Below are 26434 nucleotides of genomic sequence, written 5' to 3' on the forward strand. Positions count from 1 at the left end.
ACTATCATGAATGTAAGTATGAAGAGCGAGATCGAGACACCGGCGACAGAAGCGGAGACAAGGCCGAGGCGGCGCCCGGCCGGCCGTACCGGCTGCGGAGTCGAGGCGACGCTCTCGGTCGTCGGCGGCGTCTGGAAGCCGGTGCTGCTCTTCCATCTGCTGCGCGGCAAGCTGCGCTTCAACGCGCTCTGCCGGCTGACGCCGCGGGCGACGCAGCGGATGATCACCTTGCAGTTGCGCGAGCTGGAAAACGACGGCGTGCTGCGCCGGATCGTCTATCCGGAAGTGCCGCCGAAGGTGGAATACGAGCTCACCGAGTTCGGCCGCTCGCTCGAGCCGGTGCTGCTGAGCATGCGCGCCTGGGGCGAGGCCTTCCAGGCGCGCATGGACGGATCGGACAAGCCGCCCCGGACCTGTTGAGCCGGGTCAGGCCCGCAGCGCCTCCAGACCCTGCCAGTCGAAGGCGATGCCGTGGCCCGGACGCGAGGGGGCGATCGCGAGCCCTTCCTCGATGCGCAGGGGCTCGGCGATGTAGCGGTCCAGCCCAAAACCGTGCGCTTCGAGGAAGGCGCCGTTGGGAGCGGCCGCGAGCAGGTGCACGGTGACATCATGCGCGCCGTGCGAGGTGACCGGCAGGTTGAAGGCCTCGGCGAGGTGGACGATCTTCTGGAAGGCGGTGACGCCCCCGCAATTGGTGACGTCGGGCTCGGGGAAGGTGACGCCGCCGGTGGCGACGAGCTGCTTGAACTCCCAGAGCGTGCGCAGATTCTCGCCGGCCGCGACCGGCAGGCCGCCCTCGCGGACGATGCGGGCGTGGCCCGCGACGTCGTCGGGGATGATCGGCTCCTCCAGCCAGGTCAGCTCATAGGGCTGGAAGGCGCGGGCGGCGCGGATCGCCTCGTCGACGCTCCACTTCATGTTGGCGTCGACCATCAGCGGGAAGCCGTCGCCGAGATGGCTGCGCATCGCCGCGACGCGCTCGACATCCTCGGCGAGGCGCTTGCGGCCGACCTTCATCTTGATCGCCCGGAAACCCTTCTTCAGATTGCCGTCGGTCTGCGCCAGCAGCTTCTCCAGCGGGTAGTCGAGATCGATGCCGCCGGCATAGCAGGAGACCCGGTCGGCATTGCCGCCGAGCAGCTTCCACAGCGGCTGTCCGAGGCGCACGCCCTTCAGATCCCAGAGGGCGATATCGGCCGCCGAGAGCGCGAGCACGGTCGGGCCGCCGCGGCCGCCATAATGCTGCGCCCACCAGATCTTGTTCCAGAGATGCTCGATGCGGTCGGCATCCTCACCGATCAGCAGTTCCGGCAGTTCGCGGCGCAGGATCGCATCGATGGCGGCACCGTTGCGGCCGCAGGTATAGGTGTAGCCGACACCGACCGCGCCGTCGGCATCGGTGATGCGGAGGGTGTTGAGCTCGAAGGCCAGCATCTCGCCATGCATGCTGTCGCTGACGGCGACCTCGAGCGGGATGCGGTAGAATCCCGCCTCGACCTTGCTGATGCGTGCCATGAAACCTCCCTCGATCGGCGCCCGAGACTGTGGGCGTCCTGGGGAGGAAGCCTAGGGAGGCCGCCGCCGCATCGGAAGGCGCCGGCCTGCATACGGGCCGGTGCCAGGACGCGGGACAGGAAGAAGCCGGGCCGCATCGGCCCGCACAAGCGCATCACCACCAGGCCCGGCCGCTCACCGTGACCTTCGACGACATTGGAAAGGTCTCCTCGGCTTCGAGCCGGATCTTCGCGACCTGCCCGCGGGACGGCGGGCGAAAGGCACGCTGGAACTCCGCCGGAAGCGGCACCGTGATCGGCTGGATCTCGGAAATCGTGCCATCCGCCTGCTTGAACCCGTCGGCGACCCGGACGGGATCACCGACCCGGACGTCGTAGAGCGTCCCGGTCTCCAGATAGACCAGCGCGTATTTGTGGCCGACATAAAGCTGCATGAGATTGTCGCCAGGCCGCAGAACATCGCCCTGAACCGCCGTTTTGGGTCCGATGATGCCATCGGCGGGCGAAGTGATGACTCCGTCATTATAACTCCGGCGCAGCTGCTCCAGGGCGGCCCTGGCCTCGCCCAGCGACAAATCGAGCTGGGCGAGCTGCTGGATCGTGCCGCGGCGCTCGGCCTCGCGCGAGACCTTCTCCTGCATGGCGGCATAGCGATCTTTCTGGACATTCGCCGCAAAGGCGTCGGAGACGAAGCCGAGCCCGGCACGGGAGGTGTTGACCTTGCGCAATTGCTGCTCGGTCTCCTTCAGCCGTTCCTCGGCGGTCTTCATCACGGCATTGGCGACCTCGAGCTTGATCGCAAGCTCGGCCTGCCGCGCCGTCGTCTCAGCCGCCCGGGAGGTCAGCGTCGCCATCGCCTCCATGATCTGCGGCGAACTGACCAGGGCCAGGACATCGCCCTGCTTGACCATCTGCCCCGGCTGCGCCGCCATCCTGGTGACCTGGACGGAATAGGGCGAGGCGACGATGACGTGATCGGACAGGATCAGGCCTTCCGCTCGCAGCCAGAGCAGATTTCCGAACAGCACATTGCCGAGATAGGCGAAGGTCGCGATCACCGCGGCGATGTAGATGTACCGCCCGTAGTTTCGCCTGGCCTTCTGGTTGGCACGCACATCGTTGAGGAACTTGTCGGCGCGCTCATGGTCGCGCAGCTGAGTGATCATGACCTCACGACTTCCAGTGAGCCTGGTGGGAGACGCGTGACGGCGAATAGGAATCGCGTGACGAGGCGCGATAGATCCATTCCTCCCCGTAAGCGTGCAGCCGCACGCAGCGCATGAAAACGCCGTTGTAGAGCCCGAAGGTCAGGATGTAGGGCGCGATCGTCCAGACCATCCCGGCGCTGTAGCGACGGCAGATCGCGAGCGCCATCAGGAAGCCGATGGCATCCAGGACGAGATAGATGATGGCGACCGCGATCAGGATGTTCAGGGCGCCGACGCCGAAGCACAGGAACAGCCAGCCGACATAGATCGGGAAGACCAGCGTCACGAGCCCGTTCATCACCAGCCACTCGCATTGCTCGAAAGTCTCCAGCAGCAGGAACCTGCGGCGACCGGCCCGGAACGTGTCGCGGAACTTGCGCATGCGTGTGCGCAGGGTGTCGCGATCCCAGCGGCGGCGCTGGCGCACCAGTGCGGCGACGGTCGCCGGCGTGTCGGTGAAGCACCAGGAATCCGCCGCGAACCTGATCTTCCAGCCGCTGCGGCGCAGGCGCAGCGTCAGGTCGAAATCCTCGCCCGGTCCAGGGGCGAGCAGACCGACCTGATGGATCGCCTCACGGCGGAAGGCTCCGAAGGCCCCGGAAGCGCAGACGACCATGTCGATCGTATCGAGGGCGCGCTTTCCCATGCCGATGGAGACGATGTACTCGATCGCCTGATAGCCGGTGACGGCGGAATAGTCGTAATTGCGCACGCCGATCGAGCCGGTAGCCGCTCCGACGCGCGGATCGGTGAAGGGCTCGATCAGCCTGGCGATCGCGTCGCGGTCATAGGAGCAGTCGGCGTCCAGATTGATGATGATGTCGCCCTTGGCGAGCGAGAAGCCGAGATTGCAGGAGGCTGACTTGCCGCTGCGGACCTGGTTGGACAGCGCGATGTCGATCTGGCCTCGAAGCCGGTATTTGTGGATGATCTCGCGCATCCCATCGGTCGAGCCGTCGTCGATGAAGATGATCTCGTCGATCTTGCGGGTCTGCTCGCTGAGTGACTTCAGGCAGCGCTCGATCGCATCGGCTTCGTTATGCCCCGCGATGACGACGCTCAGCTTCAACCCGTCGAGATAGCGCTGTTCGGCGGGCGTCGGTTTCTGCTTCCTGGCGAAGCTCGCGGCGAAGACCGCCATCCCCGACAGCGTGTAGCGCGGCACCTCCAGCAGGATCATGAACCAGAACATGGCGAGCCATGTCGCCCAGTCGAGCTGCCCGAGCATCACGAACGGGGCGCCCAGATCCAACATGGTCAGGCCCGCCGGTTGAAGAGGCCCTCGATCGCGACGTCCTCTATCAGCGTGAAGCGAAAGCCGGGGTCGACCTTCAGGACGTCGCGGATCCGGGCGGAGGCCTGCTGCAGGGCACGTGCGGCATCGTGCGGTCCGGTACGCGGCATCAGGATCAGAAAGCCCTCGGCATGCTCGCGCACCGCATCGACCTCGCGTAATGCGCTGTGCAGGGCATCGCCGACGAGATGCATGCTCTGTTCCCAGAGTCGCAGATCGCGCGCCGCGATCGCATCGCGATTGGCGAAGGTGATGTTCGCGACCTGAAAGGGCGAGCCGAACTCGCGCTGCTCCTTCCGCGTATGCTCGAGCAGCAGACGGAAGCGATCGGCTCCCGGGCCGGCCGGCAGGCCGGCACGATCCGCGCCGTGGAGCAGGCGGCGCTGGCCAGCTGCGGTCAGGCTGTAGGAATACCAGGTCCGCGCCGGAACCTGATCCGGCGCATGATGAGCGCCGCAGTCCATGCATTTGAAGCCGACCGCGGGCTTGTCGTTGATCGCCCCGCAATCGTCGCAGCGACTGATCGAGCCGGGCTTGTCGTAATCGAGGCCGATATGACGCAAGGGCCGGGCGCATTTCGGGCATTTGAAGCCGCCATGGCTGCGAAACTGCGTTTCCGGTGCCTCATGCGCACATTGGAAGTGATGGACGACCACCTCCTCGCTGATATTGGCGGAGCGGCAGGAATGGCACTCCTCACGCACCGAGAGATGCGCCGAGCGGCATTGCGGACAGCAGAAGAGACGGTCGAAGAAGCGGCGCGTGAGATAGCCCTTGTTGTCGAGCCCCACCGCCAGCTCCGAGACGTTCTCGAGCGGTCCGGCGACCGGGTAGCGCACCAGATCGCGCGAGCTGGGATCGTGGACCGGCGCCAGCCCCTGCCCCCGTGAATAGACCCGGGCGAGCAGGAGGTCCTCGGGCGCGGCACTGTGGCGGATGCTCACCGGCATTTCGCGCAGCCGGGCCTGGATCGCATAGGCGCGTTCCCAGGCGAATTGCTCGCCCTGCCCGGCAGCATCAATGCATTGGCGATCGTCCGGAACCAGACTGACGATCGGCACCAGCGGATCGCCGACATGGCCGAGGATGGTGCGCAGCGCGTGATCCGGGACGGCGACCGTCAGGACCACCGCATCGATCGGTTCTCCGCGCCCCGCGAGCTTCCAGCCCGGCGGGTAGCGGCATTCGTCGTGAAGCCTCGGGTAGGCCAGGAAATTCGCGGTCGGCGTCAGTGCAAATCCGTCGACCCCCATGAGCATGACGATACTCCATGCCGAAGGCGACGAGGCCGGCCATGCCGGGCCGGCCACCGTTCCCCTACGCGACGCGAACGAGTGCTCTCAGAAATTTGGTAACACATCTTAACCATACGAGAACGGCAAAGGCCCGCGCCTTGGGAGAGCATACGGGCTACTCCGTTCTGGCTCGCCGGATGGCCACACAAATGCGCGATGCGCCCGCCCCGCGCCTTTTTCGGCGCGGGTGCCTAACATCGTGACCGCCGCCATAGCAGGCCGGCCGGGGCCTTGCGGCTGTCCCGGATGCGGCTCAGCCGCGCAGCATCTGCATCGGCGCCGGGTAATAGCGGAAACCTTCTCCGGCCCTGGCGAGATTGCCGAAGCCGGGCCAGGCGAAATGATAGGACATCACCGGCGTCTTGCTCTCGGCCAGCATGCCGAGCAGCTTCACCCGCGACTGAGCCGCCTGCTTGGGGTCGCTGTCATAGGCGAACTCCATCAGCGGCTTCTCCAGCAGCAGCACGGCATGGTGGGTGAGGTCGCCGAGGAAGGCGAAGGATTTTCCACCCGAGGAGACCAGGAAGATGTGATGGCCGAAGGTGTGGCCGGGCGCGGCGATGGCTTGCACGCCGGGCAGGAACTCCTGTCCGTCCTTGAAGAAGACGATGCGGTCGCGCACCGGCAGGAGATTGGCGCGCGCATGCTCGATGAAGGCCTTGAGCGGCGAGCCGAGCTTGCTCTCATCGGTCCAGAAATCGAAATCGGTCTGGCTGAGATAGATCTGGGCGTTGGGGAAATGGGCCTTGCCCTCGGCCGAGCAGATGCCGCCGATATGGTCGATATGGGCATGACTGCAGACGATGGCGTCGATGTCGCCGGGGTTGATGCCGGCTTCCTGCATGCTCTTGAGCAGCCGCCCGGTGGTTGGCCCGAACGCCTTCGAGAAGCCCATGCCGGTGTCGAACATCACCAGCCGGTCGCCGAAATTGACGATCGGGATGTTCTGCTCGAGCACGACATTGTCCTTGGGGAGGAAATTCGTCTCCAGCATCTTGTAGACCTCCTCCTTGGAGACGCCGGCGAAGTTGCTGCCGGGATCGCCGAGCGGCAGCGGTCCGTCCGAGACGACGCTGACCTCGGCCTGCCCCAGCGCAAAGCGGTAGAAATACGGCGCCTGGCTGCCCGCGAGCGGCGCCTTGGCCAGTACCGGCCCGGCAGCCGGCAGGCTTGCACCGACGGCGAGCGCCGCCGCTCCCGAGAAGAAGCCGCGGCGGCTGGTCGGCGATGTGATGAGCTTCGACATGGCGTTCCTCCTGGGTTGAGAGCGACGCCGGGTCTGTCCCGCCGCCCGGCCTTTGCCGCCGCGGAAGCTTGCACGCCCCCCCAGTGGACGGCCAATAAGCCTTCGCTCTAGTCTGCATAAGCGAAAGCTGCCGCCGGCAGCCCGATGGCACCGATGGGTTGGAGGGTCTGGAACGACGATGGATCTGCGCCAGTTGCGCTACTTCACGGCCATTGTCGAACAGGGCTCTTTCTCGAAGGCTGCGACCAAGCTGCGTGTGGCCCAGCCGGCCCTGAGCCAGCATCTGCGGCATATGGAGGACGAGCTCGGCGTGGCTCTCCTGCACCGCGGGACGCGCGGCGTGGTGGCGACCGAGGCCGGCGAGCGCCTGCTGGAACGGGCCCGAACCATTCTCGCCGAGTTCGCCGGCTTGCGCGATTGCGTGCGCGGCGAGACGGTCGCGCCGGCCGGCGAGGTCCGCATCGGACTGCCGGGGACGGTCAGCGAACAGTTCAGCGTGCCGCTGATCGAGGCGGCGAAGAAGCGCTACCCGGCGGTGCGCATCCGGATCGCCGAGGCGATGAGCGGCTTCGTGCTCGACTGGCTGCGCAAGGGCGAGGTCGATCTCGCCGTGATCTACTCGACCTCGGACCCGAAGGGCCTCGGCATCCATCACGTCCTGACCGAGGAGCTCTGCCTGTTCGCCGTACCGGGACTGACCGCGCTCGGAACCGCGCCCGGCAAGCCGGTGACGCTGGCCGAGGCGGTGGGGCTCGACCTGATCCTGCCGGGACCGGGCCATGGCCTACGCGACCAGATCGACGAGGCGGCGGCCGACATCAACGCCACGGTCCATGCCGCCGTCGAGATCGAATCCTATGCGCAGATCAAGCGGCTGGCAGAGCGCGGCCTCGGCTACGGCATCCTGCCGCGCATGGCCGTGAGGGCGCAGGAAAAGGCCGGCATCTTCCGGACCTGGCCGATCGAGCAGCCTTCGCTCTATCGCAAGGTCCATCTCGCCTATTCGACCGAGCGGCCGATGCCGGCGGCGGCGCGAGCCATCGGCCAGCTCTCCTGGGATATCCTGCGCGGCCTCGTCACCGACGAAAGCTGGGCCGCGACGCTGGGCGAGGACGGCGATCGGCCGGCCTTATATGGCTGATCGGCATTTCGTCTTTGACAGCCGGCAGCTTCGGCGCCCACTCTCCCGGACATCCTCAGCCCTCATCCTGAGGAGCCGCGAAGCGGCGTCTCGAAGGATGCTCCAGCAGGTTCTGGAGACAACCCGTCCATCCTTCGAGACGCGATCTGCGATCGCTCCTCAGGATGAGGGCTGCGACCAACGAAGCATACGATGCGAGGATACGCCTTGAAGACCCGTGCCGCCGTCCTCCATGCCAGCCCCGTCGCCGCGCCCTATGCGCAGTCGAAGCCGCTCCGGATCGAGGAGGTCGAGCTCGCCCCGCCCGGCATGGGAGAAGTGCTGGTCAAGGTCCGGGCCGCGGGCCTCTGCCATTCCGATCTCTCGGTGATCGACGGCAACCGGCCGCGCCCGGTGCCGATGGTGCTCGGCCATGAGGCGGCCGGCGAGGTCGAAGAGGTCGGTCCCGGCGTCACCGACCTCAGGAAGGGCGACCGTGTCATCATGGTCTTCGTCCCGTCCTGCGGCCATTGCGCGCCGTGCAGCGAGGGGCGCCCTGCCCTGTGCGAACCCGGCAATGCCGCCAATGGCGTCGGCGAACTGATGGCCGGCGGGCGCCGGCTCTCGCAGAACGGCAAGCCAGTCAACCACCATGTCGGCGTCTCCGCCTTCGCCGAGCATGCGGTGATGTCGCGGCACTCACTGGTCAAGATCGAGGCCGACATCCCGCACGAGATCGCGGCCCTGTTCGGCTGCGCCGTGCTGACCGGCGTCGGCGCCGCCGTGAACACCGCCAAGGTCCGTGCCGGCGAGACGGCCGCGGTGGTCGGCCTCGGCGGCGTCGGACTCTCCGCCTTGCTCGGCGCCGTCGCCTGCGGCGCCTCGCGCGTCATCGCCGTCGACCTCTCCGACGAGAAGCTGAAAATCGCCCGCGAACTCGGCGCCACCGACACCTTCAACGCCGGCGCGCCGGACGTGGTCGAAGCGATCCGCGCCGCCACGAAGGGCGGTGTCGACCACGGCCTCGAAATGGCCGGCTCGGTCAAGGCGCTGGAACTCGCCTACCAGATCACCCGGCGCGGCGGCACGACCACGACTGCCGGCCTCGCCAACCCCGCCCATACGATGTCGCTGGCGCCGGTGAGGCTCGTCGGCGAGGAGCGCACGCTGAAGGGGTCCTATGTCGGCTCCTGCATCCCGGTGCGCGACATTCCCCGCTTCATCGACCTCTATCAGCGCGGCCGCCTGCCGGTCGACAAGCTCTGGACCAGTTCGAGCCCGCTCGACGGCATCAATGAGGGCTTCGACGCGCTGCATGAAGGCCGGACGATCCGGCATATCATCCAGATGTGAGGCCTATTCCGCGGGCTGGTTGCCGGTCGCCGTAGCGCGAGAGGCGAGCGCGGTGACCAGAGCGGCCGTCGACATCAGAACCACCGCCAGCGCCGGGAGCGCCGCGAAGCCGGCGCGGGCATAGAGCGGCCCGAACCCGCTCGTGCCGACGAAGAGCGCGAGATAGGTCACGCCGCTGTTGAGGCCCATGATCGCGCCGCGGCGGGCCGGATCGAGCGCGGCCAGCCTGAGGATCAGCACGTTCAGCGCGGCGTGATTGGCCATGCCCCAGCCGAACATCACGGCGAGCAGTGCGGGATAGGAGCCTGCGACCAGGCTCATCAGCAGATAGACGCCGCCGACCACCGCGAAGAACAGCGGCAGCAGCCGGGCCGGGCCAAGACGATCGATCCAGCGGTCGAGAAAGGCGGTCGCGCCGAAGCCGAGGCCGTAGCAGAGGGCGAGCAGGCCGGCGGCGCTGACGGGCAGACCCAGCGTCCGGTGCAGATGGTCGCCGACATAGGCGTAGACGCCGTAGAACGAGGCCATGAAGGCGGCGCAGGCGAGAAGCAGCGGCGCGATGCCGGGAACGCGCAGGGCCGAGAGCGGCGACGGCGCGGCGCGGCCAGTCGGGCTTCCACCGGCGGTGAGCTTGGTGGTTCCAGCGACGGCCGCGAAGCCGGCGATGACGACGATGCCGTAAACCATGCGCCAGCCGAAGAGATCGGCGATCACCGCCGAAAGCGAGACGCCCGCGACCATGCTCAACGTCCAGCCGAACAGGACGACGCCAAGCGTATCGCTCTCGCGACCGGGCGGCGACGCCAACGCGGCGAGCGTGTAGATCGCAGGAAGCGCGACGCCCGCGGCGAGCCCGGCCAGCAATTGCGCGCCGATGAAAGCCGGCAGGACCGGCGCGGCCGCACTCGCCGCGAGCGCGACGAGAAAGGCGAGCAGCGCATGGCGCAGCATCCGCCCCGGCCCGAAGCGGTCGATCAGTCCGGCGAGCAGCAGGGCGCTCGCCGCCGTGCCGAGGCCGAAGGCGGCCGAGGCCGTCATCACCGCCGGCACGCCGCTGGCGAAGCTTTCCGCCACCCGGGGTGCGATCGGGCCGAGCGCGAGGGAGTTGGCGCCGACCAGCCCGATGCACAGGCAGAGGGCATAGGCGACCGCCGGAACCCGAGAGGTGATTTGATCTACATTCGTCATTTCGGCAAATTGATCGAACTGCATTCCGGTTCAATCGGAGAATATCGAATGCTCGAAAAAACAGATGGGGTTCGGCGCGGCCGTGCTTCCGAGCGCGAACTCGATGCGATGGACCGAAAGCTGTTAGGCGTGCTCGTCGAGGATGCGACCACGAGCTATGCCGAACTCGGCGAGCGCGTCGGCCTGTCGCCGCCGGCGGCGCATGAGCGGGTGAAGCGGCTGCGCCGGTCGGGGGCGATCAGACGGGTCGCCGCGCTGATCGAGCCGGAAGCGACCGGCAAGACGCTGCTCGCCTTCATCCATGTCGACACCACCGGCTGGGGCAAGACGACGACGCTGCTGGCGATCGAGGCCCATCCCGAGGTGGAGGAGATCCATTCCGTCGCCGGCGACACCTGCATGCTGCTGAAGGTCCGCACCGAGAGCACGCACGCGCTCGAAGGCCTGCTGGCGAAGATCTACGACGTGCCCGGCGTCACCGCGACGCGCAGCTATGTCGTGCTCTCGACCTATCTGGAGCGGCCGGTCCAGCCGGGGCTCACCGCGGAGTGGCCCGGGCGGGTGAAGGAACCGCGCGCGCCGGGCGGCACAGCAAGCGGCTGAGCCGAAGGCTCAGCCGAACAGGGCCGGATTGACCACCGGGCGCGGCCCGACCGGCACCTTGAGATGGTGCAGCCGGATCGGCTGGTGCAGGAGATAGCCGCGCTCGTCGCGCTCCGACAGCGTCTCGAAGCGGGCCTGCAGCTTGCCGCGCGCCGCCAGCGCCTGCGCCTCGCGCGCCGGGTCAGCCGCGATCGCGCGCGCGATGAAGGCGGCGAGATCCGGAAAAGCCTCGATCCGATCGAATTCGATCCGGCGTTGCTCGCTGACGACGCCGCGACGCAACGCCCTGACGATCGCCTCCTGGGCCGCCTGGCGGACCTCGGTCTCGTCCTCGATCAGGCGCAGCGCATCGAAGAAGGTCCCCTCCGAGAGCGGCTCGACGACGATGACGGTGCCACCTTTGCCGACGACGCGGGCCGCCTCCTCGAGCGCCGGCAGCATCTCGGGGACCGGCACGTGATGCAGGCTGTTGAGAAAGATCGCCGCATGCATGGAGGCATCGCCCCAGGGCAGATGCCGCGCGCCCGCCTTGTGAAGCTGGGCCTTCGGGACGAGCCTACGCGCCGCCTCCAGCGCCGCCTCGTCCGGATCGACGCCAGCCATGCGGGCGCCACGTTCGGCGAGCGCGCGCAAAAGATATCCCCGGCCGCAGCCGATATCGAGAATGCGCCGGTCCTGCAGGGGCGCCAGCAGCGATTCGAGAATATCGACGGTGTCGCCTGCCGGCCGGGTGCCCATGACCATTATTGCATACGCGGCCCGGAGGCCGGCGCAAGAGCCCTTTTCGAAAGAGCGCAGTCGGGATCGCCGGAGACGGACGGGAGCGCGCCCGCCCGGCGATCCTCGCAGAGCTTAGGAACTCAGCCGTGCTTGTGCACGATGGTCTTGGTGACCGCGAACTCCTCCAGGGCCATGAAGCCCTTCTCGCGGCCATGACCGCTCTTGCCGGTGCCACCGAAGGGCAGTTCGATGCCGCCGCCGGCACCATAGCCGTTGATGAAGACCTGGCCGGCGCGGACGCGCTTGGCGACGCGCTGCTGGCGCCCGCCATTGCCGGTCCAGACACCGGCGACGAGGCCATAGTCCGTGGAGTTTGCGAGCCGGACCGCATCCTCCTCATCCTCGAAGGAGAAGGCGGCGAGCACCGGCCCGAACACCTCTTCCTGCTCCAGCCGGTTGCCGCGCGGCACCTGGCCGAACAGCGTCGGCGTCACATAGAAGCCGCCATTCGGCACGCCCTGGGCGATCGCGCCCTCGGCGAGGACCGGGATGCCCTGCTCGCGGGCCTGGTCGATGAAGCTCTGCACCCGGGCGCGCTGCTTGGCGTTGATCACCGGGCCGCAATCGAGGTCCATCTCCGGCGTGCCGGCGCGCAGCTTGGTGAACTCCTTGGCGACGGCGCCGATGAAGTCGTCATAGACGTTCTTCTGGACGAGCACGCGGCTGCCGGCCGAGCAGGTCTGCCCGGTGTTCTGGACGATGGCCTTGCAGACGGTCGGGATCGCGGCGTCGAAATCGGCGTCGTCGAAGATGATCTGCGGAGACTTGCCGCCGAGCTCGAGCGTGCAGGTGATGAAATTGTCGGCGCAGGCCTTCTGGATGATCTGGCCGACCTGCGGCGAACCGGTGAAGGAGATGAAGCCGACGCCGGGATTGCGGCAGAGCGCCTCGCCGGCCTCATGGCCGCGGCCGGTGACGATGTTGATCGCGCCATCGGGGAAGCCGACCTCCGAGGCAAGTTCGGCCAGCCGCAGCGCGCTCTGGCAGGCATCCTCGGCCGGCTTCAGCACGACCGCATTGCCCATGGCGAGCGAAGCGGTGAGCGAGCGGCCAATCATCTGCGCCGGATAGTTCCACGGCAGGATATGGCCAGTGACGCCATAGGGCTCATGGACGACGTTGACGCTGTAGCCGTTGAGGAACGGGATGATGTGGCCGTGCACCTTGTCGGCGGCGCCGCCATAGAACTCGAAATAGCGGGCGGTCGCCTCGATATCGGCCCGCGCCTGCGCCATCGGCTTGCCGGTGTCCTGCGCCTCGATCTTGGCCAGTTCCTCGAAATGGTCCTGGACCTTGAGGGCGAGCTTGGAGATCAGCCGACCGCGCTCGGCGGCGGTGAGCTTGCCCCAGGCGCCTTCATAGGCGGCCTGCGCCGCCTTCACGGCATCGTCGATGTCCTGCGCGTTGCCGCAGGCGATGCGGGTGAATTCCTCGCCGGTCGCCGGAGCGAGCACGGCCATGGTCTCGCCGGTGCGGCCGGCCACATAACGGCCGTTGATGAAATGCTGGGTCATGTAAAATCCTTCCAAGTCCTGCGAGGCGAGTCCTGTGAGGCGAGCCTCGACCTGTGGCGCCCCTTGTGAGGGATCGTCAGGGCTGGCGATAGTCGGCCGTGCGATCAGATGCCCTGCACTGGCCGCACGACGAATCGCAGCGGGCGGCACGCGGCCATCCCCTCGCCCGCACTCTTCCACACGGCACCGAGATGCGCATGGGTCTCAATGCAGCCCGGCCGCGGCGAGCGAGCTTGCCGCCAGCGCAGCCTCGCTGACTTCGCCGCGCTCTATGGCATAGGCCTTCTCGGCGAAATTGCGCAGCAGGCTCGGATTGGATTCGGTGATCAGCAGGGCGATGTCGGGGTGGCTGTCGCGCAAGGTCCGCAGCGCCGCCGCATAGCGGTTCGCCAGCACCGGGGCGAGGCCCTGGAAGGGCTCGTCGAGCAGGATCACCCGGCTGCCGATCATCAGAGCCCGCGCCAGCGCCGCCATCTTGCCCTGGCCGCCGGAGAGACCCGCCGCCGGCCGGTGGCGCAGTTCGGCGAGCTCGGGCAGCACGGCGTAGATCCCGTCCAGCCGGCGCGCGATCTCGGCCGCCGGCAGCTTCATCACCTCGGCCGGCAGGCGGATGTTCTCCTCGATGGTGAAGGCCGGGAAAAGCCGCCGATCCTCCGGCGCGTAGCCGATGCCGAGGCGCGGGCGCAGATGTGCCTTGACTGCGTCGAGCGGGCGCCCATCGAAGCTGATCTCGCCCTCGGTCACCTTCATGAAGCCCATGATCGCGCGCAGCAGGCTGGTCTTGCCGGCGCCATTGCGGCCGATCAGCGCCACGGTCGCACCCTCGGCCAGCGAGAGATTCGCCCGGCGCAGCACCTGCACGCCCTCGATCTCGGCTGAAAGTCCCTTGATCTCCAGCATGATCAGACTCCCACTCCGATCACGGTCTCGCGCACCTCGGGATGGTTCAGGATCTCCTCGGGCGAGCCTTCGAGCGCAATCCTGCCGCCAGACCAGACGGCGACGCGGCTGGCGTAGCGGGCGACCACGTCCATATCGTGCTCGACGAAGATCGCTGTGGTGGCGCGAGCGTCGAGCGCGCGCGTCAGCGTGTCCATGACCTCGAATTTCTCGGTCGAGGAGACGCCGCTGGTCGGCTCGTCCATGAAGATCAGCTTCGGTTCGAGCGCGAGCGCCACCGCGATGTCGACGAGCTTGCGCATGCCTTCCGGGAGTTCGCGCACGATGCGGTCGCCGATCGCCTTCAGCCCGACCATGTCGAGCAGTGCCCACATCTCATCCGCCTTCGGATGGCGCTCCATGACCAGGAAAGGCGACCAGGAGCCCTCGCGGGCGGAGAGCGCCAGCAGCAGGTTATCGATCACCGTATTGTCGAGGAAGAGCTGCGGGATCTGGAAGGAGCGGCCGATGCCGAGGCGGGTGATGGCACGCGGCGAGAGCGCGGTGATGTCCTGCCCCGCGAAGATGACGCGGCCGGATTGCGGCTTGAGATAGCCGGTGCAGAGATTGATGAAGGTGGTCTTGCCGGCGCCGTTCGGACCGATGATGGCGATGCGCTCATTGGCCGATACCCTGAGCGAGGCGCCGTTCGCCGCCTGCACGCCGCCGAAGCGCAGATTGAGGTCGCTGGCCTCGAGAATGACGCTCATCGCCCGCCCTCCTTGCGGCGCGAGCCGGTGGCGATACCGTAGAGCCCGGCCGGCGCGAAGAAGATGATGGCGAGCAGCATGACGCCGAGCACGGCATGCCAGGTCTCGGGCGCGTAGACTGCCGCATAGCCGCGGATGATCTGGAACATCAGCGCCCCGAGGAATGGCCCGGCAACGCCGCCGATCCCGCCGAGAATGGCGATGAAGACGAACTCGCCGGAGCGCACCCAATAGGCCAGCTCCGGCGTGACATGGCCGGAGACGAGCGCGATGACCGCTCCTCCCAGACCCGCCAGCAGGCCCGAGAGCAGATAGGCTCCGAACAGCACCTTGCGCGGGGAGACGCCGAGATATTCCAGCCGCGTCTCGTTCGACTTGATCGCCTCCAGCGCCTTACCGCCGGGCGAGGTGAGATAGCGCGCGACGAAGAGCGCGGCGACGAGGCAGAGGCCGAGCGTGATGTAGAAGATCCAGAGCTCGAACTGCTCGCGGCCGAATTCCATGCCGGCGAGCGTCGGGCGCGGCACGCGTTTGCCGTCGGCACCGCCGGTGATCGGAAAGAGCTTCTCCAGCAGCGAAAAGAACACCATGGAGATGGCGAGGTTGAGCATGCCGAAGAAGATCGCCCGGTAACGCACGATGAACAGGCCGACGATGGCGGCGAGCAGGCCCGACGCCGCGGTGGCGACCGGGATCAGGATCAGCGCCTCATGGCCGAGCTTCGCGGCCGCCATGAAGGCAATGGTATAGGCGCTGAACGAGAAGAACAGGCCATGGCCGAAGGAGACCTGGCCGGCGCGCAGCAGCACCATGATGCCGAGCGCCGCCAGCCCCTCGCAGAGCGCGACGGTCAGGATCACCGTCGACCAGGGCGAGAACAGCGGGAAGAGCGCGAGCGCGACGAGCAGCGCGGCGCCGAGGACGAGCTGGCGCACCATCACACCTTCCTCGTCTGCACGGTCGAGAACAGGCCCTGGGGACGGACCAGCAGCACGACCATCATGATGAGATAGGGGATCAGCACGTCGAACTCTGGCGCAAAATAGACCGCGGCGGAGCGCCCGAGGCCTATCAGCAGGGCCGCGACCGCCGCGCCCTCGATGCGTCCGAGCCCGGCGGTGGCGGCGACCGCGAAGGAGAGCACCAGCGTGCCCGCCCCGATGCCCGGCGTCAGCGAGGTCGTGGCCGAGGCGAGCGCGCCGCCAAGCGCCGCCAGAGAGGCGCCGATGATGAAGGTGATCAGGTAGACGCGAGCCGCGTCGATGCCCATCGCCGTCGCAGCCTCGCGGTCCTGCGTCACCGCGACGATGGCCCGGCCGAAACGGGTCCGGCGCAGGAAGAAGCGCAGGCCGACGAGCACGGCGAGCGCCACCAGCGGCATCAGGATGAGCTGGTATTTGGTGTAGAAGATGCCGAAGACCTCGACCGTGCCGAGCCAGTTCATCGGCGCATTGGCAAAATAGGGCTGCACCCCGAACACCACCTTCTGCGCGTCCTCCAGGATCATGAAGACCGCGAAGGTGACGATCAGCTGCAGCACCTCCTCCTTGCCGTAGACCCGCCGCAACAGCACGATCTCGACGAGACCGCCGACCACGGTGCCGACCAGTGCAGCCGCGACGAGCAGGAAGGGAAAAGCGAGCCAGGCTGGCAGGCCCATCGCGCCGATGGCGAGGACGCCGGCGGCGGCGACATAAGCGCCGATCGCGTAGAACGAGCCATGGGCGACGTTGATGATGCCGAGCACGCCGAAGATCAGCGACAAGCCCACCGCGACCAGAAAGATCAGCGAGCCATAGGCCAGACCGTCCAGCGCGGCGAGGAGAAGCATTTCAGGAGGCATGCAGACCGTTCTTCAGAAACTGATTCAAGTGCTTGAGAGCCTGATTCAACAGGCCCCGTCATTCCGGCCGCAGTGAAGCGGAACGCCGGAATCCATCGCAGGGAACTGCGCTCTACGATGGATCCCGGGGCTGCGCGGCTAGAGCCGCTTGTCCGGAATGACGGGCGCGGTGCCGGCGTTCACTTCGCGTAGTCGAAGGTCTCGATCGACTTGTCGTTGACCAGGGCCTGGGTCGCCTTGGCGAACCAGTCGAGCGACTTCTCGCCGACCGGCGTCGTCACCAGTTTGCCGGGATAGAGCGCCATCTTGTCGTAGACTGCGAAGGGGTATTCGGGCACGCGCTTGGTCGTGCCGAGCATCTGGTCCTCCAGCCCCTGATGGTCCGCGCGGATGGTGATCGTGCCGGTCAGCGACTTGAACTCCAGCCCCTCGAAGGCGGCGATGACCTGTTCCTTGCTCGGCCATTTGCCACCGGCTGACGCCCCGGCCTTCTCATAGGCCTTGGCGAGGCCGGTCAGGGCCTGCTGCATGTGGAAGGTCGGGTAGATCGGATAGACGCCGGTCTTGTCCTTGTACTTCTTGACGAAGGCCTGCATCTCCGGCGTGTTCTTGGTCTTCGGGTGCAGCCAGTAATGGTCTCCGCGGGCGCCGACGATGACGCCCTCGGGCAGCACGTTGCCGAGCCGCTCCAGCGAGCTTTCGGCCAGCGGCAGCACGAAGGTCGACTGCTTCAGGAGGCCGCGCGCCGCCGCCTGCTGGACAAAGGTGTCGAGGTCGCCGCCCCAGGAGGTCGAGAGCACGACATCCGGCCGCAGCGCCGAGAGCCGCGTGATCTCGGTCGAGAAATCAGGCGCGCCGAATTTCGGGAAAAGCTCGGCCACGACCTTCACATCGGGCTTCAGCGCCTTCAGCCCGGCCTGGAACAGAGCCCAGGATTCACGGCCCCAGGCATAGTCCTGGTTGACCACCGCGATCGACTTGAAGTCGGGCTTGGTCTTCATCAGGTAGAGCAGCGTCGCCATCATCTCGGCGCCGGCATGCCCTTGCGTGCGGACGGAGTATTTCCACTTGCCGTCCTCGAAAATGGTCTGCGTGCCGCAATCCCACATCACGTTGACGACCTTGAGATCTTCCGCGACCGGGGCGAGCGCATTGCAGGAGCCCGACGAGATCGCCCCCAGCATGACCTGCGCGCCCTGTTCCTGGACGACGCGGCGATATTCGGAGAGGAGCTGGTTGGTGCCGGCACCCTCGTCGACATAGACCGGCTTCACCGGCACGCCGAGAATACCGCCCTTGGCGTTGAGCTCCTCGATCAGCAGGTCGGCCGCGTTCTTGCCGGGCACGCCGAACACCGAAGCCGGACCGGAGAGGAAGGTCGCGATGCCAACCACGAGCTCCTTCGGCTTGTCCTGTGCCAGCGCCGGCAGCGACGCCAGCACGCCGGCCAAGACGGCACCCGCCACCGCCAGTTTCATCCTCACCATGATTTCCTCCCTGGTATCCGCGAAACGGGGCCGGCGCTCTTTTGCGGCGCCTGAACCATGGCGAAGGGGCGCATAGGCAGGCCGAGGTCACAAGTAGGATAAAGCGATGAAGCCCATAGCGATTTTCTATAGTCCCTCGCCCGACCTGCGAGCCGGCAGCGCTATGCCCCCCATCGCAAAAGATTATTTGACTTGGAGAGCGCGAGGACGGCCTCTCGCGACATCTTCAGCCCTTATCCTGAGCAGCAGTGCGTCAGGATGCGTCTCCAAGGATCGAGGGCTGGTGGAAAGCGTGACGGCAATAGGCGGACTAGCAGATCAAGATGACGGATGCTCTGGAAGGAATCCTGGTGGTGGCGCTGGAACAGGCGGTCGCGGCGCCGGTTGCGAGCTGCCGCCTCGCCGATGCCGGGGCGCGCATCATCAAGCTCGAACGGGCGGAAGGCGATTTCTCGCGCGGCTATGACGATTACGCCGAGGGGCTGTCCTCCTATTTCGTCTGGATTAACCGCGGCAAGGAATCCTGCCGGGTCGACCTCAAGAATCCGGGCGACCTCGCTCTGGTCGAGGCCATGCTGGCGCAGGCCGACGTCTTCATCCAGAACCTCGCGCCCGGCGCCACCGGCCGGCTCGGCATCGGCTCGGCCGAGTTGCGCCAACGCTACCCGAAGCTGATCACCTGCGACATTTCCGGCTATGCGCCGGGCACACCGCACTACACCCGCAAGGCCTATGACCTCCTGATCCAGGCCGAAGCGGGCCTCTCGGCGATCACCGGCAGCGAGAGCTCGGGGCCGATGCGGATCGGCGTCTCGATCGCCGACATCGCCACCGGCAACGCCGCCTATGCCGCGATCCTGGAGGCACTGCTGCGGCGGGCCCGCACGGGGCAGGGCTCGCAGATCCAGCTCTCGCTGTTCGATACCGTCGCCGATCTGATGAACGTGCCATATCTCACCCGGCGCTATGGCGGGATCGAGCCGCCGAAGCTCGGCCTCGCCCATCCCTCGATCGCACCCTATGGCGTCTTCCGCCTGGCCGATGCCGAGGTGCTGCTGGCGGTGCAGAGCGAGCCGGAATGGCGCATCCTCGCCCGCGACGTGCTGCGCGACGACGCGCTCGCCGACGATCCGCGCTTCGCGACCAATGTGCTGCGCGTGCGCAACCGCGCCGTGCTCGACGCGGCGATCCAGGCCATTCTCGCGCCGCGCGGCTTCGCCGAGACGACCGCCGCGCTCGACAAGGCGCGCATCGCCTATGGCACGGTCTCGCATGTCGGCGACCTGATCAGCCATCCCGCCGCGACGGCGCTGCCGGTCGAGACGCCGAACGGCCCGGTCGAGGTTCTGGCGCCGCCAGCGATCGTCGACGGCAAGCGCACCGTGATGCGGCGCGTGCCGGCGCTCGGCGAGCACGAGGCGGCGCTGCGCCAGGAATTCGGGCCCAAGACGGCGCGCACGGCCTGAGTTGATCCGATGACGCAGCCCGAGCACACCGAAATCCGCGACGCCGTCGCCAGGCTCTGCGCCGATTTTCCGGGCGAGTACTGGCGCAGGCTCGACCGCGAGATGGCCTATCCCACCGAGTTCGTGACCGCGCTGACGCAGAGCGGCTTCCTCTCGGCGCTGATCCCCGAGACCTATGGCGGCGCCGGCCTCCCCCTCTCGGCCGCCGCCGTGATCATGGAGGAGATCCAGCGCCAGGGCTGCAACGGCGCGGCCTGCCATGCCCAGATGTATGTGATGGGCACGCTTCTGCGCCACGGCTCCGATGCGCAGAAGCAGCAATACCTGCCCAGGATCGCCTCGGGCGAGTTGCGCCTCCAGGCCTTCGGCGTCACCGAGCCGACGAGCGGCACCGACACCACCGCGCTGCGCACCACGGCCCGACGTCAGGGCGACCACTACCTCGTCAACGGCCAGAAGATCTGGACGAGCCGGGCCGCGCAATCCGACCTGATGCTGCTGCTCGCCCGCACCACGCCGCGCGAGCAGGTCGCCAAGCGCACCGACGGGCTCTCGGTCTTCATCCTCGACATGCGCGAGGCGCTGAAGGCGGGCCTCACCATCCGGCCGATCCGGACGATGATGAACCACGCCACCACCGAGGTCTTCTTCGACAATGTGAAGGTGCCGGCGGAGAACCTGATCGGCGAGGAGGGCAAGGGCTTCCGCTACATCCTCTCGGGCATGAATGCCGAGCGCATCCTGATCGCCGCCGAATGCATCGGCGACGCGAAATGGTTCATCGAGAAGGCCTCGGCCTACGCAAGAGAGCGGCAGGTCTTCGGCCGGCCGATCGGCCAGAACCAGGGCATCCAGTTCCCGATCGCGAAGGCCTACGCCAATATGCGCGCCGCCGAGCTGATGGTGCGCGAGGCGATCCGCCTCTACGAGGCCGGCGCCAACCCGGGCGCGGAAGCCAACATGGCCAAGATGCTCGCGGCCGACGCCTCCTTCGAGGCGGCCAATGCCTGCATCCAGACCCATGGCGGCTTCGGCTTCGCTGAGGAATACGATGTCGAGCGCAAGTTCAGGGAGACGCGGCTCTATCAGGTCGCGCCGATCTCGACCAACCTGATCCTGTCCTATCTCGCCGAGCATGTGCTCGGCATGCCGCGCAGCTATTGACCATTCAAGTCGTCCCGGGCGCAGCGCAGCGCAGACCCGGGATCCATGCCTGAACCGTTCCGGAATGGATCCCGGGTCTCCCTGCGGTCGCCCGGGATGACTTGGAATATGGAACCAAGGATACCTTCGTGAACATCGACCAGCTGAAATCCTGGATCGGCAGGACGGAAGAGGCTTCCGACCTCGTCACGCCGCGGCTCGTCACGAGCTACGAGGCGACGTTTTCCCCTCATCTGGCACCCTACGAGGAAGACGAGGCGCCCCTCGCCCTGCACTGGTGCCTCGCCCCGCCGATCGCGCCGATGGCCGCGCTCGGGGAGGACGGCCACCCGGCCAAGGGGGGGTTCCTGCCGCCGATCCCCCTGCCGCGGCGGATGTGGGCCGGCGGGACGATCGAGACGATCGCACCCCTGCGCACCGGCGACGAGGTCACCCGCCGCTCGCGCATCGCCGATATCGCCTACAAGGAGGGCCGCAGCGGACCGCTCTGCTTCGTCGCCGTCGACCATGAGATCGTCACCGCGCGCGGCCTCGCCCTGCGCGAGCGCCACAACATCGTCTATCGCGAAGCCGCACAGCCCGGCGCCGGACCGGCCGCGAGCATGCCCCCCGTCCCGACCGAGCCCCGCGCCGCCGATCTCGCCTGGACGGTCGAAGCCTCGCCGGTGCTGCTGTTCCGCTATTCGGCGCTGACCTTCAACGGCCACCGCATCCATTACGATGAGCCCTATGTCACCGGGGTCGAGGGCTATGCCGGGCTCGTGGTGCACGGTCCGATCCAGGCGACGCTGATCATGAACATCATCGCGACGCTCTCCGGCGGCGAGCCGATCCGGCTCGACTATCGCGGGCTCGCCCCGCTGATCGCCGGCGAGCCTTTCCAGGTGAAGGCCAAGCGCCTGGCCGACGGCGCGATCGCAGCTTGGACGGAAGGTGCCGACGGGCGGGTGCGGATGGAAGGCGTGAGCCGCTAACCGCAGCCGTCATTGCGAGGGGCGAAGCGGCGAAGCAATCCAGGAGCGGCCGAGCTCTGCCCCCTCTTGGATTGCTTCGCTGCGCTCGCAACGACGAAAGCCCCGATGTCACGGTCCTGCCATGGTGCTAGCGTCTCTCGCAGCACCTTGCTCAGGAGCCGACGATGGACCACGCCCCCCGCTTCAGCCGCCGCGAGACGCTCAAGGCTGGAGCGGCCATCGCCGCTTCGGCCGCCCTGCCCGCCGCGCTCGCGGCGCAGGCTCCGGTGCGCCTGAAGCTCCGGCTGCTCGAGACCACCGATCTGCACGTCAATGTCGTGCCTTACGACTATTTCCGCGACGCGGCGGACGACACGGTCGGCCTCGCCAAGACGGCGAACCTGATCAAGGCGGCGCAGGCCGAAGCCAGGAACAGCCTGCTCTTCGACAATGGCGACTTCCTGCAGGGCTCCTCGCTCGGCGATTATGTCGCCTACAAGAAGGGGCTGAAGGCCGGCGAAACCCATCCGATGATCGCCGCGATGAACGCCCTGCCCTATCAATGCGGCACGCTCGGCAATCACGAGTTCAATTACGGGCTCGACTTCCTCGAGCACGGCCTCGCCCGCGCCGAATTCCCGATCGTCTGCGCCAATGTCGAGCGCGTCGGCGGCGGCATGCTGATCGAACCCTGGCGGATCTTCGAACAGAGCTTCGAGGACGAGGCCGGTGCCAGGCATATCCTCAACATCGCGGTGATCGGCTTCGTGCCGCCGCAGATCATGCAATGGGACAAGGCCCATCTCGAACGCAAGGTCACGGCAACCGACATCGTCGAGGCCGCGCAGAAATACCTGCCGGAGATCGCTCAAGCCCATCCGGACCTGACCATCGCGCTCTGCCATTCCGGCATCGCCGGTGGCGAGCGCAAGGGCGGCGAGGAGAACGCGGCACTGCATCTTGCGAAGCTCGACGGCATCGACGTCATCCTGACCGGGCACCAGCATCTGGTCTTCCCCGGAGCGAAGGCCTTCGACGGCATCGCCGGCGTCGACAACAGGAAGGGCGCGCTGCACGGCAAGCCGGCCTGCCAGCCCGGCTTCTGGGGCTCGCATATCGGCGTTCTCGATCTCGTGCTCGAGAAGCGCGAGGGCGGCTGGAAGATCGCCGAGTTCAAGGTCGATCCCAGGCCGATTTTCGAGCGCACCCCCGACCGCAAGATCGTGCCGAAGGCGCAGGCCGAAACCGCCATCCTCGCCGCGGTGAAAGCCGACCATGAGGCGGCACTGGACTATATGCGCGAGCCGGTAGGCGCGACCTCGGCGCCGATCAGCAGCTTCTTCGCCCTGGTCGCCGACGATCCTTCCGTGCAGATCGTCGCCGATGCCCAGATCGCCTATGCCAGGCCGCTGATGGCACAGACACAATACAAGGATCTGCCGATCCTCTCCGCCGCAGCGCCCTTCAAATCCGGCGGACGCGGCGGGCCGACCTTCTTCACCGACATCCCGGCCGGGCCACTGGCGATCAAGAACGTCGCCGACATCTATCTCTACCCGAACACGGTACAGGTCGTGAAAGTCACGGGCGCGCAGCTGCGCGAATGGCTGGAGCGCTCGGCCGGCATCTTCAACCGCATCGACATCGCGAAGTCCCAAGAACAGCCACTGATCAATCCGGGCTTCCCGGCCTTCAATTTCGACGTGATCGACGGCGTCACCTACCGGATCGACGTGACCCAAGCCTCACGCTACGACCTCGACGGCAAGCTGGTGGCCCCCGAGGCAAGGCGCATCGTCGACCTCGCCTTCCAGGGGAAGCCGATCGACGAGAAGGCACAGTTCCTCGTCGTCACCAACAACTACCGCGCCTCCGGCGGCGGCAATTTCCCGGGCACCAGGACGACCATCGTGCTGGAAGCACCGGACCTCAACCGCGATGTGATCGTCCGCCACATCATCGAAAAGAAGACGATCGACCCGACCGCCGACGGCAACTGGTCGCTTGTGCCACTGCCGGCCGGCGTCAACGTCACCTTCCCGACCTCGCCGGCGGCGGCCGGCAAGAAGCCGGAAGGGCTGAAGGCGCAGGCCGTGGGCGATGCCGGTGAGGGGTTCGTGAAATATCGGCTGGGTGGATGAGAGGCCACGCGGCGCGGATCATCGGTAGCTCACGACCTGTTCTTCGTCACCCAGCAGGCCGAACCACTCTGGACGCTGCGCCAAACGCCGTTCGATTTGCAACCAGCGAGCGGCGGCGTGCAGACACGCGCGACGCAGGCGGACGGGTTGTTGCCGACCTTGCTGCAGTTCTGCTCGCAGCTTCTGAACATGGCCGAGCAGGAACCGGTGGCCGGCTTGCACCCTTCCTGCGCGCGCGCCGGGCCGCCGACGCCCAGGATGAGCGCGAGGACCACGCCGGCAAAGACCGCCAATCTGGCCATATTCAACCCTCCGCAATGGCGGAGCCGATCGTGGCTGCAGCGCCCGGCACGTCAATGATGCAAGCTCGGTACCTCGACCGCTCCGGCAAGCGCCGAGGCAATGCGGCTCGCGCGTAACGCTCAGCGCGCCAGCTGCCTGACCCGCACAGTGCCGTTGTGCTAACAGCCCGGCATGCTCAAGCGCTTCTTCGCCTATTACCGGCCCCATCGCGGCCTCTTCCTGCTCGATTTCTCCTGTGCCGTGATTTCGGGGCTGCTCGAGCTCGGCTTCCCGATCGCGGTCAAGCTGTTCGTCGACGAGTTGCTGCCCGGCGGCGACTGGCCGCTGATCCTGCTGGCCTCACTCGGCCTGCTGGCGATCTATCTGGTCAATACCGGGCTGATGGTGGTGGTGACCTATTGGGGCCACATGCTCGGCATCAACATTGAAACCGAGATGCGCCGCAAGGCCTTCGACCATCTGCAGAAACTCTCCTTCGGCTGGTTCGACAACCAGAAGACCGGCCATCTCGTCGGCCGGTTGACCAAGGATCTGGAAGAGATCGGCGAGGTCGCCCATCACGGGCCGGAAGACCTGTTCATCGCGGTGATGACCTTCATCGGCGCCTTCGGGCTGATGCTGATGGTCCATGTCGAACTGGCGCTGCTCACGGCGGTGATCGTGCCGCTGATGGCCTGGCTGACCAGCCGCTATGGACGGCGGATGACCAAGACCTGGCAGAGCCTGTTCGGCCGGGTCGGCGCCTTCAACGCCCGGATCGAGGAGAATGTCGGCGGTATCCGCGTCGTCCAGGCCTTCGCCAACGAGGAGCATGAGCGCAGGCTGTTCGCGCAGGACAACCAGCGCTACCGCACCACCAAGCTCGACGCTTACCGGCTGATGGCCGCCTCGGTCTCGCTCTCCTATTTCGGCATGCGGCTGACCCAGATGGCGGTGATGATCGCCGGCAGCTATTTCGTGCTGACCGGCGGCCTCAGCGCCGGCGGCTTCGTCGGCTTCCTCCTGCTGGTCAACGTGTTCTTCCGGCCGATCGAGAAGATCAATTCGGTGATCGAGACCTATCCGAAGGGGATCGCCGGCTTCCGGCGCTACACCGAATTCCTCGACACCCGACCCGACATCGAAGACCTGCCGGGCGCCGTCGCGGTCTGCAGCCTCAAGGGCGACATCGCCTATGAGAAGGTGAGCTTCGGCTACACGCCGGCCCGCAAGATCCTGAACGGGATCGACCTTGCGATCCGCGCCGGCGAGACGATTGCCTTCGTCGGCCCGTCCGGCGCCGGCAAGACCACGATCTGCTCGCTGCTGCCGCGCTTCTACGACGTCACCGCCGGGCGCATCACCATCGACGGCATCGACATCCGCCAGATGACGCTGGCCTCGCTGCGCGGCCAGATCGGCATCGTCCAGCAGGACGTCTTCCTGTTCGCCGGCACGCTGCGCGAGAACATCGCCTATGGCAGGCTCGGCGCCAGCGAGGCCGAGATCGAAGACGCGGCGCGGCGCGCCAGGCTCGACGAGATGATCGCCCGGCTTCCCGACGGCCTCGACACGGTGATCGGCGAGCGCGGTGTCAAGCTCTCCGGCGGGCAGAAGCAACGCCTCGCCATCGCCCGGATGTTCCTGAAGAACCCGCCGATCCTGATCCTCGACGAGGCGACCTCGGCGCTCGACACCGAGACCGAGCGGGCGATCCAGGCTTCGCTGGCCGAGCTGTCGAAGGGCCGCACCACGCTGGTCATCGCCCACCGCCTCGCGACCATCCAGGATGCCGACCGCATCATCGTGATCGACGATAGCGGCGTCGCCGAGCAGGGCCGGCATCAGGAGCTGGTGCAGCGGCCGGGAATCTACCGACGTCTGCACGAGGCGCAGTATGGCGGGCGGATCGGCTGAGGTGGCGGCGAGCGCCAGTGGCGCGACCTCCATCAGGTCGTGCTAGGACTGCGTCGGTTGCTCCCAACCGGACCGCGACGGCCATGATGCGTAGAGGGTTGACCTACCGAAGCGACACCGGCGACCTTGCGGTTCCGGCGACGGTCCACGCTCCCCTCAAAGGCGAGCACGACTGGTCCTGTGCCTACGAGATCGGCTGGCCGGACGGGACACACCGCGGCCACGGCTACGGAATCGACGCCACGCAGGCGATGTTGCTCGCCCTGAAGGCTATCGGGGCTGACATCTACACCAGCGACTTTCACCGAGCCGGCAGACTTCGCTGGCTGGAGCAGGGCGACGGCTACGGTTTCCCTGTGCCCAGTGCCATCCGGCACCTCCTGATCGGCGGGGATGCCGAGGCCGAAGGGTAGCCCC

24 protein-coding genes are annotated in these 26434 nt (G+C 67.0%); 10 read left to right on the forward strand and 14 right to left on the reverse strand.

All coding sequences use genetic code 11. The features are described from left to right. Positions 1 to 6: 6 nt before the first annotated feature. On the forward strand, positions 7 to 420 hold the full coding sequence (locus tag ACWGRX_RS14765) for a winged helix-turn-helix transcriptional regulator (protein WP_452118144.1): 414 nt from the start codon (positions 7 to 9) through the stop codon (positions 418 to 420). 6 nt (positions 421 to 426) lie between these two features. Here ACWGRX_RS14765 and ACWGRX_RS14770 read toward each other — a convergent pair whose 3' ends face one another. From ACWGRX_RS14770 to ACWGRX_RS14790, 5 genes are all read right to left on the reverse strand, one after another. After that, positions 427 to 1515 carry a mandelate racemase/muconate lactonizing enzyme family protein gene (locus tag ACWGRX_RS14770; protein WP_291647809.1) on the reverse strand — a complete coding sequence of 363 codons (1089 nt, stop codon included), beginning with the start codon at positions 1513 to 1515 and terminating at the stop codon, positions 427 to 429. Positions 1516 to 1669: 154 nt separating this feature from the next. Further along, entirely contained in the window at positions 1670 to 2680 is a 1011-nt protein-coding gene (locus tag ACWGRX_RS14775) for an HlyD family secretion protein (protein ID WP_291647807.1), read from the reverse strand. Positions 2681 to 2684: 4 nt separating this feature from the next. Beyond that, the gene (locus ACWGRX_RS14780) at positions 2685 to 3977 is read right to left on the reverse strand and encodes a glycosyltransferase family 2 protein (RefSeq protein ID WP_452118145.1); all 1293 of its coding nucleotides are present in this window, start codon (positions 3975 to 3977) and stop codon (positions 2685 to 2687) included. Between the two features lie 2 nt (positions 3978 to 3979). Next, a complete protein-coding gene (locus ACWGRX_RS14785; protein WP_452118146.1) occupies positions 3980 to 5275 on the reverse strand; it encodes a TackOD1 domain-containing metal-binding protein in 1296 nt (431 codons plus the stop codon). A 289-nt stretch (positions 5276 to 5564) separates the two neighbouring features. Then, positions 5565 to 6545, reverse strand: a complete 981-nt coding sequence (locus ACWGRX_RS14790; protein ID WP_452118222.1) for an MBL fold metallo-hydrolase — start codon at positions 6543 to 6545, stop codon at positions 5565 to 5567. Positions 6546 to 6735: 190 nt separating this feature from the next. Between ACWGRX_RS14790 and ACWGRX_RS14795 the strand changes: the two genes are divergently transcribed. Together ACWGRX_RS14795 and ACWGRX_RS14800 are read left to right on the forward strand one after the other, a co-directional pair. Continuing rightward, the gene (locus ACWGRX_RS14795) at positions 6736 to 7698 is read left to right on the forward strand and encodes a LysR family transcriptional regulator (RefSeq protein WP_452118147.1); all 963 of its coding nucleotides are present in this window, start codon (positions 6736 to 6738) and stop codon (positions 7696 to 7698) included. A gap of 207 nt (positions 7699 to 7905) precedes the next feature. Beyond that, entirely contained in the window at positions 7906 to 9030 is a 1125-nt protein-coding gene (locus tag ACWGRX_RS14800) for a zinc-dependent alcohol dehydrogenase family protein (protein WP_291638291.1), read from the forward strand. Positions 9031 to 9033: 3 nt separating this feature from the next. Here ACWGRX_RS14800 and ACWGRX_RS14805 read toward each other — a convergent pair whose 3' ends face one another. Further along, positions 9034 to 10218, reverse strand: coding sequence for an MFS transporter (locus tag ACWGRX_RS14805; protein ID WP_452118148.1), 1185 nt, complete (start codon positions 10216 to 10218; stop codon positions 9034 to 9036). Between the two features lie 48 nt (positions 10219 to 10266). Here ACWGRX_RS14805 and ACWGRX_RS14810 point away from each other — a divergent pair, with 48 nt between their 5' ends. Next, the gene (locus ACWGRX_RS14810) at positions 10267 to 10821 is read left to right on the forward strand and encodes an Lrp/AsnC family transcriptional regulator (protein WP_452118149.1); all 555 of its coding nucleotides are present in this window, start codon (positions 10267 to 10269) and stop codon (positions 10819 to 10821) included. Positions 10822 to 10830: 9 nt separating this feature from the next. Here the strand turns inward: ACWGRX_RS14810 and ACWGRX_RS14815 are convergent, their stop codons facing one another. The 7 genes from ACWGRX_RS14815 to ACWGRX_RS14845 form a co-directional block, all read right to left on the reverse strand. Further along, a complete protein-coding gene (locus ACWGRX_RS14815) occupies positions 10831 to 11559 on the reverse strand; it encodes a class I SAM-dependent methyltransferase (protein ID WP_452118150.1) in 729 nt (242 codons plus the stop codon). A gap of 122 nt (positions 11560 to 11681) precedes the next feature. Then, complete coding sequence (locus tag ACWGRX_RS14820) at positions 11682 to 13115, reverse strand: aldehyde dehydrogenase family protein (protein WP_291647790.1); 1434 nt, start codon at positions 13113 to 13115, stop codon at positions 11682 to 11684. A 204-nt stretch (positions 13116 to 13319) separates the two neighbouring features. After that, positions 13320 to 14015, reverse strand: coding sequence for an ABC transporter ATP-binding protein (locus ACWGRX_RS14825; protein ID WP_452118151.1), 696 nt, complete (start codon positions 14013 to 14015; stop codon positions 13320 to 13322). A gap of 2 nt (positions 14016 to 14017) precedes the next feature. Beyond that, complete coding sequence (locus ACWGRX_RS14830) at positions 14018 to 14764, reverse strand: ABC transporter ATP-binding protein (RefSeq protein ID WP_452118152.1); 747 nt, start codon at positions 14762 to 14764, stop codon at positions 14018 to 14020. Continuing rightward, the gene (locus ACWGRX_RS14835) at positions 14761 to 15702 is read right to left on the reverse strand and encodes a branched-chain amino acid ABC transporter permease (protein ID WP_452118153.1); all 942 of its coding nucleotides are present in this window, start codon (positions 15700 to 15702) and stop codon (positions 14761 to 14763) included. The genes ACWGRX_RS14830 and ACWGRX_RS14835 overlap by 4 nt, the downstream gene beginning before the upstream one ends. Beyond that, the gene (locus tag ACWGRX_RS14840) at positions 15702 to 16607 is read right to left on the reverse strand and encodes a branched-chain amino acid ABC transporter permease (RefSeq protein WP_291638283.1); all 906 of its coding nucleotides are present in this window, start codon (positions 16605 to 16607) and stop codon (positions 15702 to 15704) included. The genes ACWGRX_RS14835 and ACWGRX_RS14840 overlap by 1 nt, the downstream gene beginning before the upstream one ends. A gap of 179 nt (positions 16608 to 16786) precedes the next feature. Then, complete coding sequence (locus ACWGRX_RS14845) at positions 16787 to 18094, reverse strand: ABC transporter substrate-binding protein (protein WP_452118154.1); 1308 nt, start codon at positions 18092 to 18094, stop codon at positions 16787 to 16789. Positions 18095 to 18417: 323 nt separating this feature from the next. Between ACWGRX_RS14845 and ACWGRX_RS14850 the strand changes: the two genes are divergently transcribed. From ACWGRX_RS14850 to ACWGRX_RS14865, 4 genes are all read left to right on the forward strand, one after another. Further along, positions 18418 to 19560 carry a CaiB/BaiF CoA transferase family protein gene (locus tag ACWGRX_RS14850; protein WP_452118155.1) on the forward strand — a complete coding sequence of 381 codons (1143 nt, stop codon included), beginning with the start codon at positions 18418 to 18420 and terminating at the stop codon, positions 19558 to 19560. Between the two features lie 9 nt (positions 19561 to 19569). Further along, on the forward strand, positions 19570 to 20724 hold the full coding sequence (locus ACWGRX_RS14855; RefSeq protein ID WP_452118156.1) for an acyl-CoA dehydrogenase family protein: 1155 nt from the start codon (positions 19570 to 19572) through the stop codon (positions 20722 to 20724). Between the two features lie 134 nt (positions 20725 to 20858). After that, on the forward strand, positions 20859 to 21698 hold the full coding sequence (locus ACWGRX_RS14860) for an HTD2 family dehydratase (protein WP_452118223.1): 840 nt from the start codon (positions 20859 to 20861) through the stop codon (positions 21696 to 21698). A gap of 164 nt (positions 21699 to 21862) precedes the next feature. Next, positions 21863 to 23818, forward strand: a complete 1956-nt coding sequence (locus ACWGRX_RS14865; RefSeq protein WP_452118157.1) for a bifunctional 2',3'-cyclic-nucleotide 2'-phosphodiesterase/3'-nucleotidase — start codon at positions 21863 to 21865, stop codon at positions 23816 to 23818. A gap of 29 nt (positions 23819 to 23847) precedes the next feature. Here the strand turns inward: ACWGRX_RS14865 and ACWGRX_RS14870 are convergent, their stop codons facing one another. Beyond that, complete coding sequence (locus tag ACWGRX_RS14870; RefSeq protein WP_452118158.1) at positions 23848 to 24120, reverse strand: hypothetical protein; 273 nt, start codon at positions 24118 to 24120, stop codon at positions 23848 to 23850. 172 nt (positions 24121 to 24292) lie between these two features. On the opposite strand from ACWGRX_RS14870, the gene ACWGRX_RS14875 reads away from it, so the two are divergent. Both ACWGRX_RS14875 and ACWGRX_RS14880 read left to right on the forward strand, forming a co-directional pair. Beyond that, positions 24293 to 26017 (forward strand): ABC transporter ATP-binding protein, encoded by a 1725-nt coding sequence (locus tag ACWGRX_RS14875; RefSeq protein ID WP_452118159.1) that lies wholly within the window; start codon positions 24293 to 24295, stop codon positions 26015 to 26017. Between the two features lie 98 nt (positions 26018 to 26115). Continuing rightward, positions 26116 to 26430 carry a DUF6968 family protein gene (locus tag ACWGRX_RS14880; protein ID WP_452118160.1) on the forward strand — a complete coding sequence of 105 codons (315 nt, stop codon included), beginning with the start codon at positions 26116 to 26118 and terminating at the stop codon, positions 26428 to 26430. Positions 26431 to 26434 lie beyond the last annotated feature (4 nt).

The sequence above is a fragment of the Allobosea sp. NPDC055594 genome, from assembly GCF_053618995.1.